General features: G+C 64.0%; 8 protein-coding genes. 5 read left to right on the top strand and 3 right to left on the bottom strand.

What is annotated here, in order from left to right; translation table 11 throughout:
• Nucleotides 1-44 precede the first annotated feature (44 nt).
• The 4 genes from prpC to prpD all read left to right on the top strand — a co-directional run bounded on the left by prpC (nt 45) and on the right by prpD (nt 6935).
• A complete protein-coding gene (gene prpC, locus ACIPZB_RS23565) occupies nt 45-1172 on the top strand; it encodes a 2-methylcitrate synthase (protein WP_400642958.1) in 1128 nt (375 codons plus the stop codon).
• Between the two features lie 180 nt (nt 1173-1352).
• A complete protein-coding gene (acnD, locus tag ACIPZB_RS23560; RefSeq protein ID WP_400642957.1) occupies nt 1353-3941 on the top strand; it encodes a Fe/S-dependent 2-methylisocitrate dehydratase AcnD in 2589 nt (862 codons plus the stop codon).
• Between the two features lie 160 nt (nt 3942-4101).
• The gene (gene prpF / locus ACIPZB_RS23555) at nt 4102-5292 is read left to right on the top strand and encodes a 2-methylaconitate cis-trans isomerase PrpF (protein WP_400642956.1); all 1191 of its coding nucleotides are present in this window, start codon (nt 4102-4104) and stop codon (nt 5290-5292) included.
• A gap of 158 nt (nt 5293-5450) precedes the next feature.
• The gene (gene prpD / locus ACIPZB_RS23550) at nt 5451-6935 is read left to right on the top strand and encodes a 2-methylcitrate dehydratase (protein WP_400642955.1); all 1485 of its coding nucleotides are present in this window, start codon (nt 5451-5453) and stop codon (nt 6933-6935) included.
• A gap of 146 nt (nt 6936-7081) precedes the next feature.
• Here prpD and acnB read toward each other — a convergent pair whose 3' ends face one another.
• The gene (acnB, locus tag ACIPZB_RS23545) at nt 7082-9691 is read right to left on the bottom strand and encodes a bifunctional aconitate hydratase 2/2-methylisocitrate dehydratase (RefSeq protein WP_400643031.1); all 2610 of its coding nucleotides are present in this window, start codon (nt 9689-9691) and stop codon (nt 7082-7084) included.
• Nucleotides 9692-10096: 405 nt separating this feature from the next.
• On the opposite strand from acnB, the gene ACIPZB_RS23540 reads away from it, so the two are divergent.
• Nucleotides 10097-10576, top strand: a complete 480-nt coding sequence (locus ACIPZB_RS23540) for a DUF1289 domain-containing protein (RefSeq protein ID WP_400642954.1) — start codon at nt 10097-10099, stop codon at nt 10574-10576.
• A 129-nt stretch (nt 10577-10705) separates the two neighbouring features.
• Here ACIPZB_RS23540 and queD read toward each other — a convergent pair whose 3' ends face one another.
• On the bottom strand, nt 10706-11062 hold the full coding sequence (gene queD / locus ACIPZB_RS23535) for a 6-carboxytetrahydropterin synthase QueD (protein ID WP_400642953.1): 357 nt from the start codon (nt 11060-11062) through the stop codon (nt 10706-10708).
• A 53-nt stretch (nt 11063-11115) separates the two neighbouring features.
• The gene (locus ACIPZB_RS23530; protein ID WP_400642951.1) at nt 11116-12195 is read right to left on the bottom strand and encodes a patatin-like phospholipase family protein; all 1080 of its coding nucleotides are present in this window, start codon (nt 12193-12195) and stop codon (nt 11116-11118) included.
• Between the last annotated feature and the right edge of the window lie 219 nt (nt 12196-12414).

Genomic DNA, 12414 nt, shown 5'->3' with positions numbered 1-12414 from the left:
AGCCAGAAAAGATTCCATAACAAATTCAAGAAAGGAGAAACACCATGGCCGAAGCAAAAGTACTCAGCGGCGCAGGCCTTCGCGGCCAGGTGGCCGGCCAGACCGCGCTGTCGACCGTTGGCCAGGCCGGTGCCGGCTTGACCTACCGTGGCTACGACGTCCGCGACCTGGCTGCCGGTGCCGAATTCGAAGAAGTGGCCTACCTGCTGCTGTACGGTGAGCTGCCGAACAAGGCCCAGCTGGCCGAGTACAAGCACAAGCTCAAAGGCTTGCGCGACCTGCCCCAGGCGCTGAAGGAAGTGCTCGAGCGTATCCCGGGCGATGCTCACCCGATGGACGTGATGCGTACTGGTTGCTCGGTGCTCGGCACCCTGGAGCCCGAGCTGACCTTCGAGGCCCAGCGCGACAAGACCGACCGCCTGCTGGCGCTGTTCCCGGCTGTCATGTGCTACTGGTACCGCTTCACCCACCAAGGCGTGCGTATCGACTGCACCAGCGACGAAGACACCCTCGGCGGCCACTTCCTGCACCTGCTGCACGGCAAGAAGCCGAGCGAGCTGCACGTCAAGGTGATGAACGTCTCGCTGATCCTCTACGCCGAGCACGAATTCAACGCCTCGACCTTCACCGCCCGTGTGTGTGCCTCGACCCTGTCCGACCTGTACTCCTGCGTCACCGCTGCCATCGGTTCGCTGCGCGGCCCGCTGCACGGTGGTGCCAACGAGGCGGCCATGGAGCTGATCGAGCGCTTCCAGAGCCCGCAGGAAGCGGTCACCGAGCTGCTGGCCATGCTTGAGCGCAAGGACAAGATCATGGGCTTCGGCCATGCCATCTACAAAGAGTCCGACCCGCGTAACGAAGTGATCAAGGGCTGGTCGAAGCAGCTCGCCGACGAAGTCGGTGACAAGGTCCTGTACCCGGTCTCCGAGGCCATCGACAAGACCATGTGGGACCAGAAGCGCCTGTTCCCCAACGCCGACTTCTACCATGCCTCGGCGTACCACTTCATGGGCATTCCGACCAAGCTGTTCACCCCGATCTTCGTCTGCTCGCGCCTGACCGGCTGGGCGGCGCACGTCTTCGAGCAGCGCGCCAACAACCGCATCATCCGCCCGAGCGCCGAGTATGTCGGCGTCGAGCAGCGCCAGTTCGTGCCGATCGAGCAGCGCTGATACTGGGCCAGCCTGTGCTGGCCTCATCGCCGGCAAGCCGGCTCCCACAGGTACAGCGCCCGCCTCAAGGGCTGTACGCCACCCCCCCCTGTGGGAGCCGGCTTGCCGGCGATGAGGCCGGAGCCGGCACCCCAGAGCCATGAATTCCACGACCGCACCGTGACCGAGCCTGATAACGATATGAACACTGCATTTCGCAAGAACCTGCCAGGCACCGACCTGGACTACTTCGACGCCCGTCAGGCAGTCGAGGCGATCAAGCCCGGCGCCTACGACGGCCTGCCCTACACCTCCCGCGTGCTCGCCGAGAACCTGGTGCGCCGCTGTGACCCAGCCACACTCGACGCCTCGCTCAGCCAGCTGATCGAGCGCAAACGCGACCTCGATTTCCCCTGGTTCCCAGCCCGTGTGGTGTGTCATGACATCCTCGGTCAGACCGCCCTGGTCGACCTCGCCGGCCTGCGTGACGCCATCGCCGACAAAGGCGGCGACCCGGCCCAGGTCAACCCGGTGGTACCGGTACAGCTGATCGTCGACCACTCGCTGGCCGTCGAGTGCGGTGGTTTCGACCCGCAAGCGTTCGAGAAGAACCGCGCCATCGAAGACCGTCGCAACGAAGACCGCTTCCACTTCATCAACTGGACCAAGAAGGCGTTCAAGAACGTCGACGTGATCCAGCCCGGCAACGGCATCATGCACCAGATCAACCTGGAGAAGATGTCGCCGGTCATCCATAACGACCGCGGCTTGGCTTACCCGGACACCTGCGTCGGCACCGACAGCCACACCCCGCATGTCGACGCCCTGGGCGTGATCGCCATCGGCGTCGGTGGCCTGGAAGCCGAGAACGTCATGCTCGGCCGCGCCTCGTGGATGCGCCTGCCGGAAATCGTCGGCGTCGAGCTGACCGGCAAGCTGGCGCCGAACATCACCGCCACCGACCTGGTGCTGGCCCTGACCGAGTTCCTGCGCAAGCAGAAAGTGGTCGGTGCCTACCTTGAATTCTACGGCGAGGGCGCACGTGCCCTGACCCTGGGCGACCGCGCGACCATCTCCAACATGGCCCCGGAATACGGCGCCACTGCGGCCATGTTCGCCATCGACCAGCAAACCATCGACTACCTCAAGCTGACCGGCCGTGAAGAGCAGCAGGTCAAGCTGGTGGAAACCTATGCCAAGGCCACCGGCCTGTGGGCTGATAGCCTGGCCAACGCCGAGTACGAGCGTGTGCTGCAGTTCGACCTGTCGAGCGTGGTACGTAACATGGCTGGCCCGTCCAACCCGCATGCCCGTGTCGCCACCAGCGACCTGGCGGCCAAAGGTATCGCCGGCGCCTGGGAAGAAGTGCCTGGGCAGATGCCTGACGGCGCGGTGATCATCGCTGCCATCACCAGCTGCACCAACACCAGCAACCCGCGCAACGTGATTGCCGCCGGCCTGATGGCGCGCAACGCCAACAAGCTTGGCCTGAGCCGCAAGCCGTGGGTCAAGTCGTCGCTGGCACCGGGCTCCAAGGCTGTGCAGCTGTACCTGGAAGAGGCGGGTCTGGAGAAGGAACTGGAGCAGTTGGGCTTCGGCATCGTCGCCTTTGCCTGCACCACCTGCAACGGTATGTCCGGTGCGCTGGACCCGGTGATCCAGCAGGAGATCATCGACCGCGACCTGTACGCCACTGCCGTACTGTCGGGCAACCGCAACTTCGACGGGCGTATCCACCCTTACGCCAAGCAGGCGTTCCTCGCGTCGCCGCCTCTGGTGGTGGCTTATGCGATTGCCGGTACCATCCGCTTCGACATCGAGAAGGATGTGCTGGGCGTGGTCGACGGCAAGGAAATCCGCCTCAAGGACATCTGGCCGAGCGACGAAGAGATCGACGCCGTGGTGCGTGCGGCGGTGAAGCCTGAGCAGTTCCGCAAGGTCTACATCCCGATGTTCGCCATCGAAGAAGACCGTGGGCCGAAAGTGGCACCGCTGTACGACTGGCGCCCGATGAGTACCTACATCCGTCGTCCGCCATACTGGGAAGGCGCCCTGGCCGGTGAGCGTACCCTGCGTGGCATGCGCCCGCTGGCAGTGCTGCCGGACAACATCACCACCGACCACCTGTCGCCGTCCAACGCCATCATGCTCGACAGCGCGGCAGGCGAGTACCTGGCGAAAATGGGCCTGCCGGAAGAGGACTTCAACTCCTACGCGACCCACCGTGGCGACCACCTGACCGCACAGCGCGCGACCTTCGCCAACCCCAAGCTGTTCAACGAGATGGTGCGCAAGGAAGACGGTAGCGTGAAGCAGGGCTCGCTGGCGCGTATCGAGCCGGAAGGCAAGGTGACCCGCATGTGGGAAGCCATCGAGACCTACATGGAACGCAAGCAGCCGCTGATCATCGTGGCCGGTGCCGACTATGGCCAAGGTTCGTCCCGCGACTGGGCGGCCAAGGGTGTGCGCCTGGCGGGTGTCGAGGCGATCGTCGCCGAAGGCTTCGAGCGCATTCACCGCACCAACCTGGTGGGCATGGGCGTGTTGCCGCTGGAATTCAAGCCAGGGACCGATCGCAAGACCCTGGGCCTGGATGGCAGCGAAACCTACGACGTGCTGGGGGCGCGCACGCCGCGTGCGACCTTGACGCTGGTGGTTACCCGGGCCAACGGTGAGCGCATCGAGGTGCCGGTGACTTGCCGCCTGGATACCGCTGAAGAGGTGTCGATCTACGAGGCGGGCGGCGTGTTGCAGCGCTTTGCCCAGGACTTCCTCGAAGCTTCGGCCTAAGGGTAGCGGGGCTGCTTTGCAGCCCATCGCCGGCAAGCCGGCTCCCACAGGGATTGCGCTGGCCTGAGGCGAGCGCTGTACCTGTGGGAGCTGGCTTGCCAGCGATTGGGGTGCGCAGCACCCCCAAGAGGCGACTTACCTTCAAGACAGGAAACACCCCATGGCACATGTACCCCAGATCAAAGTCCCCGCCACCTACATCCGTGGCGGCACCAGCAAGGGCGTGTTCTTCCGCCTGCAAGACCTGCCCGAAGCCGCCCAGGTCCCTGGCCCGGCCCGTGACGCGCTGCTGCTGCGGGTGATCGGCAGCCCCGACCCCTACGGCAAGCAGATCGATGGCATGGGCGGGGCTACCTCGAGCACCAGCAAGACCGTGATTCTCTCGTCCAGCATCAAGCCCGAGCACGATGTGGACTACCTGTTCGGCCAGGTCTCCATCGACAAGGCCTTCGTCGACTGGAGCGGCAACTGCGGCAACCTTTCCGCCGCCGTCGGCTCGTTCGCCGTCAGCAGCGGCCTGGTCGACCCAGCCCGTGTCCCGCGCAATGGCGTGGCCACCGTGCGCATCTGGCAGGCCAACATCGGCAAGACCATCATCGCCCACGTGCCGATCACTGAAGGTGAAGTGCAGGAAACCGGCGATTTCGAGCTCGACGGTGTCACCTTCCCGGCGGCCGAAGTGCAGCTTGAATTCCTTGACCCTGCCGCCGACGAAGATGGTGACGGCGGCGCCATGTTCCCCACCGGCAACCTGGTGGATGACCTGGAAGTGCCTGGCGTCGGCTGCTTCAAGGCCACCCTGATCAACGCTGGCATCCCGACCATCTTCGTCAATGCCGCCGATATCGGTTACACCGGCACCGAGCTGCAGGAAGCGATCAACGGTGATCCGCAGGCACTGACCCGTTTCGAAACGATCCGCGCCTACGGCGCCGTGCGCATGGGCCTGATCGAGCACGTCGACCAGGCTGCCGGGCGTCAACACACGCCGAAGGTCGCTTTCGTTGCGCCGCCAAGCACCTACACTGCCTCCAGTGGCAAAGCTGTCGCGGCGAGTGACATCGACCTGCTGGTGCGTGCGTTGTCCATGGGCAAGCTGCACCACGCAATGATGGGCACCGCTGCGGTGGCCATCGGTACCGCTGCTGCCATTCCGGGCACGCTGGTCAACCTCGCCGCGGGCGGGGGCGAGCGCAGCGCCGTGCGTTTCGGGCATCCGTCCGGCACGTTGCGGGTAGGCGCCGAGGCGCGTCAGGTGAACGGCGAGTGGACGGTGACCAAGGCAATCATGAGCCGCAGTGCTCGCGTGCTGATGGAAGGCTGGGTGCGCGTACCTGGCGACTGCTTCTAACGCACTACTGGCGCTCGGCTTTCGATGGCTGGGGCCGCTTTGCGGCCCTTTCGCGACACAAGGCCGCTCCTACAGGGGGCGGCGCCGCTTCTGTAGGAGCGGCCTTGTGTCGCGAAAGGGCTGCGTAGCAGCCCCGGCTTTTCCAAAGGGAGCGAATGATGAGCGCCAACGTGGACCTGAACGACCGCCCGGACTACGACCGGGTGCTACAAACCCTCGCCGACTACGTCCTCACCTACCAAGTCGAATCCCCAGAGGCCCTGGACACCGCGCGCAACTGCCTCATGGACACCCTAGGCTGCGGCCTGCTGGCCCTGCGCTTCCCCGAATGCACCAAGCACCTCGGCCCTTTGGTCGAAGGCACCGTCGTCCCCAACGGCGCCCGGGTCCCCGGCACCGCCTACCGCCTGGACCCGGTCAAGGCGGCTTGGGACATCGGCTGCACCGTGCGCTGGCTGGACTACAACGACACCTGGCTGGCGGCCGAGTGGGGCCATCCCTCGGACAACCTCGGTGGCATCCTGGCAGTGGCCGATCACCTGTCGCAAAAGCACGTGGCCAATGGCGAAGCCCCGCTGATGATGCGTGAAGTGCTCGAAGCCATGGTCATGGCCCACGAGATTCAGGGTGTGCTGGCGCTGGAGAACGCGTTCAATCGGGTCGGCCTGGACCACGTGATACTGGTCAAGGTGGCGTCCACGGCCGTGTGCGCCAAGCTGATGGGTGCCAATCGCGAGCAACTGCTCTCAGCGTTGTCCCATGCCTTCGTCGACGGCCAGGCGCTACGCACCTATCGCCATGCGCCCAACGCCGGCTCGCGCAAGTCATGGGCCGCAGGCGATGCCTCCAGCCGCGGCGTGCGCCTGGCCGATATCGCGCTGCGCGGCGAGATGGGGGTGCCTGGCGTACTGACGGCGCCGCAGTGGGGTTTCTATGACGTGTCGTTCAGCCACACCAACAAGGACCTGGCACTCAAGCCGGCCGGCAAGCATGAGCTGAGCCTGCCGCAGCCTCTGGCCAGCTACGTGATGGAAAACGTTCTGTTCAAGATCAGCTTCCCTGCCGAGTTTCATGCCCAGACCGCCTGCGAGGCGGCGCTCACCTTGCACCGACAGGTGCGCAATCGCCTGCATGAGATCGACCGTATCGTGATCACCACCCAGGAGTCGGCGATCCGCATCATCTCCAAGGTCGGCCCACTGGCCAACGCCGCCGACCGCGATCACTGCCTGCAGTACATGGTGGCGGTGCCGCTGATTTTCGGGCGTCTGGAGGCCGAGGATTACGAGGACGCTTTCCACGCCGCACATCCGAGTATCGACCGGCTGCGCGAGAAGATGGAGGTGGTCGAAGACCCGCGTTTCAGTCGCGAATACCTGGAGCCGGGCAAGCGTTCGATTGCCAATGCGTTGCAGGTGTTCTTCAAGGATGGCAGTAGCACCGAGCAGGTGGTGGTGGAGTATCCGCTCGGGCATCGGCGTCGGCGGGAGGAGGGCATACCGATGCTGGAGGCGAAGTTCAGGGAGAACCTGGCGACGCGCTTTGCGCGGCAGCGGTGTGAGGCGATTTTTGCGCTGTGCAAGGATCAGCAGAAGCTGGAGGGCACGGCGGTACACAGGTTTGTCGACCTGTTCGTGATTTGAGCTGTCTGTACTGGCCCTATCGCTGGCAAGCCAGCTCCCACGCCGACCGCGTTGTGGGAGCTGGCTTGCCGGCGATAGGGCCAGTACAGGCAACAAAAAAGCCCCGGCATTTCTGCCGGGGCTTTCTTTACAACCTACAACTCAGCTTACGCCTGGACCACTGGGATCTTGGCGTTGGCTGCCGCTTCGCGGAACTCGGCGATCTGGTCGAAGCTCAGGTAGCGGTAGACGTCGGCAGCCATGCTGTCGATGTCCTTGGCGTACTGCATGTACTCTTCGACGGTCGGCAGCTTGCCGATGATCGAAGCGACAGCAGCAAGCTCCGCCGATGCCAGGTACACGTTGGTAGCGTCGCCCAGGCGGTTCGGGAAGTTACGGGTCGAAGTGGAGACCACGGTCGAACCGGTCTGCACACGTGCCTGGTTACCCATGCACAGCGAGCAGCCTGGCATTTCCATGCGCGCACCGGCCTTGCCGTAGATGCCGTAGTAGCCTTCTTCGGTCAGCTGGTGAGCGTCCATCTTGGTGGGCGGAGCCAGCCACAGACGGGTCGGAATGCCACCCTTGACCTTCTCCAGCAGCTTGCCGGCGGCACGGAAGTGGCCAATGTTGGTCATGCACGAACCGATGAACACTTCGTCGATCTTCTCGCCCTGTACCGAAGACAGCAGGCGGGCATCGTCCGGGTCGTTCGGCGCGCAGAGCACAGGCTCCTTGACGTCGGCCAGGTCGATTTCGATGATTTCAGCGTATTCGGCATCGGCGTCGGCCGACAGCAGCTCAGGCTTGGCCAGCCAGGCTTCCATGGCCTGGGCGCGGCGCTCCAGGGTGCGGGCATCGCCGTAGCCTTCGCCGATCATCCAGCGCAGCAGGGTGATGTTGGAGGTCAGGTACTCGGCGATGGCCTTCTCTGGCAGCTTGATGGTGCAACCTGCAGCGGAACGCTCGGCCGAGGCGTCAGACAGCTCGAAGGCTTGCTCGACGGTCAGTTCGTCCAGGCCTTCGATTTCCAGGATGCGGCCGGAGAAGGCGTTCTTCTTGCCTTTCTTCTCGACGGTCAGCAGGCCCTTCTGAATGGCGTAGTAAGGGATGGCATGCACCAGGTCACGCAGGGTGATACCCGGCTGCAGCTTGCCCTTGAAGCGCACCAGGATCGACTCTGGCATGTCCAGCGGCATGACGCCGGTGGCGGCGGCGAAGGCCACAAGGCCCGAGCCTGCCGGGAACGAGATGCCGATCGGGAAGCGGGTGTGCGAGTCGCCACCGGTACCCACGGTGTCAGGCATCAGCATGCGGTTCAGCCAGCTGTGGATGATGCCGTCGCCTGGACGCAGCGACACGCCGCCACGGGTGCGGATGAAGTCTGGCAGGGTGTGGTGGGTGTTGACGTCGATCGGCTTCGGATAGGCCGCGGTGTGGCAGAACGACTGCATGACCAGGTCAGCGGAGAAGCCCAGGCACGCCAGGTCTTTCAGTTCGTCGCGGGTCATCGGGCCAGTGGTGTCCTGGGAACCGACGGTGGTCATCTTCGGCTCGCAGTAGGCACCTGGGCGCACGCCCTGGCCTTCTGGCAGACCGCAGGCACGGCCGACCATCTTCTGCGCCAGGGTGAAGCCCTTGTCGCTGTCTGCAGGCTGCTCTGGCTTCTTGAACAGGTCCGAAGGGCTCAGGCCCAGTTCGGCACGGGCTTTTTCGGTCAGGCCACGGCCGACGATCAGCGGGATACGGCCGCCAGCGCGGACTTCGTCGAGCAGCACTTCGGTTTTCAGCTGGAAGCTGGTAACCAGTTCGTCGCTGCCGTGACGGCGTACTTCACCTTTGAACGGGTAAACGTCGATGACGTCGCCCATGGCCAGGTTGGTGCAGTCGAATTCGATCGGCAGGGCGCCGGCGTCTTCCATGGTGTTGTAGAAGATCGGGGCGATCTTGGTGCCGAAGCAGAAGCCACCGGCGCGCTTGTTCGGCACGTAAGGGATGTCGTCGCCGAAGAACCACAGCACCGAGTTGGTGGCGGATTTACGCGAGGAACCGGTACCGACCACGTCACCGACGTAGGCGACCGGGAAGCCTTTGGCCTTGACCGCTTCGATCTGGGCCAGCGGGCCAACCGAACCTGGCTGCTGCGGCTCGATGCCGTCACGGGCCATTTTCAGCATGGCCAGGGCGTGCAGCGGGATGTCAGGGCGCGACCAGGCGTCCGGAGCAGGCGACAGGTCGTCGGTGTTGGTTTCGCCAGGCACCTTGAACACGGTCAGGGTGTACTTCTCGGCGATGGCCGGACGCGAGGTGAACCACTCGCCGGCAGCCCAGGAGTCCAGCACGGCCTTGGCGTGGGCGTTGCCAGCCTTGGCTTTTTCGGCCACGTCGTGGAAGGCGTCGAACATCAGCAGCGTGTGCTTGAGCTGTTCGGCCGCGACGGCGCCCAGTTCGGCGTCATCCAGCAGCGCGACCAGCGTCTCGATGTTGTAGCCGCCCTGCATGGTGCCCAGCAGCTCGGCGGCGTGCTTGCGGTCGATCAGCGGCGACTTGGCTTCGCCCTTGGCGATGGCGGACAGGAAGGCGGCCTTGACGTAGGCAGCTTCGTCCACGCCTGGCGGAACGCGGTTGGTGATCAGGTCTACGAGGAAGGCTTCTTCGCCGGCCGGCGGGTTTTTCAGCAGCTCGACCAGGCCTGCAGTTTGTTCGGCGTTCAGCGGCTGGGGCACGATGCCCAGGGTGGCACGCTCTTCGATGTGTTTGCGGTAGGCTTCAAGCACAGTTATTACCCTCATCAGTGGTCCCTAAAGGGAGTCCGGGACGCTCATCCAGCATTCCATGCACCCATGCGCTATCACGGCTTTGTGGGCCGCCCAGCCAGGGTCGCAGAGAATCCTTACAGAAGCTGCTTTCAAAGTTTTACGCCTGCAGAACGGGGAGGGATGAGGGCTGGCGCGGGCATGCGAGGGGGCATGTCCCGGGCCAACGCCGTTCTACCGGATTAACTGTGCTCGTGACGCTTTGAAAACAGCTTCCAACGGACATTGTTGCCTTAGAAAAGGCGGGATGATTCTACGGCAAAAAAATCCGGAAGGTAAGGCGCTGGACGAGACTTTAACGGGTGACCCTGGTTAGACAAAGGGCTAACATGGGCCTGTGTTCCATCGCCAAGCCGTTGTTTTTTCATGTCCAACCAATCCATCAAGACCCCTTGCGTCGGCCTGTGCTCCACGGTGTACGGAGACACGGTGTGCCGTGGCTGCAAGCGTTTTCACCATGAAGTGATCCACTGGAACGGTTACGACGACGAGCAGAAGCGCGCCGTATGGCTGCGTCTGGAGCAACTGCTGGCGCAGGTGATGATGGCCAAGCTGGAGGTGTTCGACAAAGGCCTGTTGCGTCAGCAACTGCAGCAGCGCTCGATCCGTTATGTCGAGCAGCAGTCGGAATATTGCTGGGCCTATCAGCTGATCGCCCGCGGGGCGCGGATGATTCGTGACCTTGAGGCGTATGGGATGGTGTTGCTGCCGGAGTTTCGCGACTGGGAACTGCCGCAGTTGCGCGATGCGATCGATCGCGAGTTCTTTCTGCTTTCCGAGGCGCATTACCAGCGTTATATCGCGCCGAGCTTCCTGCGCGATGCCGTGGGTGACGGGCAGGGCTGAGGCCTTGTGGTGGGGCTGCTGGCCCTATCGCCGGCAAGCCGGCTCCCACAGGTAAAGCACAGGCTTCAAGCGCAGTGATATCCCTGTGGGAGCCGGCTTGCCGGCGATAGGGCCCGTGAATATGCCGGATCAGTCGCCGGTATATTCGCACCCGCTGGTGCAGGTCTCGTGGATGCGCACCTTGGACAGCTCAGGCAGCAGCGGCTTGACCTGATCCCAGATCCACTTGGCGATCACTTCGCTGGTCGGGTTCTCCAGGCCAGGAATGTCGTTCAGGTAGTTGTGGTCCAACTGCTCGTAGATCGGCTTGAAGATCGCCTTGATCTCGGAAAAATCGCGGATCCAGCCAGTGTGTGGATCGAGCGGCCCGGTCAGGTGCAGAGCCACCTTGAACGAGTGACCGTGCAGGCGGCCGCACTTGTGCCCGGCGACGACGTTGGGCAGGCGGTGGGCCGATTCGAACGTAAATTCCTTGAAGATTTCCACGCTGTCATAACTCTGTGTGAATCAATGTTGCGCGCAGTCTACCAGCATGGCCGCTACAAGGCTTGCAGGCGTTCATGCAGCCGCCCGGTGGCAATCAGCTCCAGCAGTTCGTCGCCCAGGCGCCGGCTTTCGGCAATGGCTTTGTACCAGTAGCGCTTGCGGCTCGGCGCGTCGCCCATGAAGCGCTTGAAGTCGTTGCGGTCGGGCAGCTTACCGAAGGGCAGGGCGGCCAGGTACTGCGCTGAAGGGGTCATCAACAGCACATTCTGCAGGCGCGTGGCATCGCCCTTGCGCCACGGCAGGGCCTTGTCGAACCAGCCAGGCACCACTTTGTCGGTGAAATGCGGGTAGAGCACCAGGTCGTCGCCGCGGTACGGCAAGTCCAGGTGGTAATCGAGCAAGCCGCCATCGCGGTAGGTGCCGGCGCCGGCACCGGGAATGTCGCGCACGCCCTCCATCACCATCGGGATCGAGCCTGAAGCCAGCAGCGCATGGCGCAGGTTGGCCAGGTCCAGCGGCAGGCAGCGCGAGGGGAAGTCGGTGAGGGCGTCGAGGGGCGGGGCAGCGCGCTCGTCGTGCAGGATGATGCGTTCGAAATGCCGGGCCAGGCGCGAACGGCCCAGCAAATTGCTGGCAATGACCGACGACAGGCCCATCCCCAGGCGTCCGCGGTGGTCATGGGCGAGCTGCCCGTGGCTCTTCACCACCAGAATGTTCAGGCGGTAGTGAGGATTGGCGAGGATCTGCCCATCGCGGCCTTGCAGCAGGTCGTCGAGCATGTGCTGACAACTGCGGCTGATCTCGGTCGGCGTTACACCCTTGGCAAAATCCTGCTCGGTGTACAGCTCACCCAACCGGCGGATGCCCGCCACCGGGTCGTCGAGGCAGGCACTGGCGAAGCGCCAGGAGCCGATCGAGGCGCCGATCAACGCGCGCTGGCGGGGTGCCGATGGCAACCATTCGCCGAACAGCGCCAGGTCCAGGCCCTGGATGCCCAACGGTTTCGGCCCGCCGGCCGCGCCTGGCAATACACCGACGTCCTCGGCCCGCAAGCCGCGTTCACGGATCTGGCGCAGGGCGCGGTGGCCGGCCTTGAAGGTCAGGGCGGGGTACTTGATGTGAATGGCGCTCATGACGGATCTCGGGGGCAACAGGCGGGTGATTATAGGGTGTCTGAGGGCCTTATCGCCGGCAAGCCGGCTCCCACACTGACCGCGCAGGATACAGAACGTGTGGGAGCCGGCTTGCCGGCGATCAAGGCGACGCGGTCCCAAGCTGCGCTATCATGGCGCCAGCTGTTTTCAGGTTGAATTAAGGACCACGGGGTAATCTTAACCCCGTAGACAACTTGT

The organism is Pseudomonas sp. NPDC089396 (assembly GCF_044749545.1).
Taxonomy (GTDB): Bacteria; Pseudomonadota; Gammaproteobacteria; order Pseudomonadales; family Pseudomonadaceae; genus Aquipseudomonas.
This window is presented reverse-complemented; position numbering and strand designations above follow the sequence as displayed.

What these genes read in the sequence shown, in the direction of transcription:
- prpC (WP_400642958.1), top strand. Translation starts at nt 45, where the DNA reads ATGGCCGAAGCAAAAGTACTCAGCGGCGCAGGCCTTCGCGGCCAGGTG.
- acnD (WP_400642957.1), top strand. Translation starts at nt 1,353, where the DNA reads ATGAACACTGCATTTCGCAAGAACCTGCCAGGCACCGACCTGGACTAC.
- prpF (WP_400642956.1), top strand. Translation starts at nt 4,102, where the DNA reads ATGGCACATGTACCCCAGATCAAAGTCCCCGCCACCTACATCCGTGGC.
- prpD (WP_400642955.1), top strand. Translation starts at nt 5,451, where the DNA reads ATGAGCGCCAACGTGGACCTGAACGACCGCCCGGACTACGACCGGGTG.
- ACIPZB_RS23540 (WP_400642954.1), top strand. Translation starts at nt 10,097, where the DNA reads ATGTCCAACCAATCCATCAAGACCCCTTGCGTCGGCCTGTGCTCCACG.
- ACIPZB_RS23530 (WP_400642951.1), bottom strand. Translation starts at nt 12,195, where the DNA reads ATGAGCGCCATTCACATCAAGTACCCCGCCCTGACCTTCAAGGCCGGC.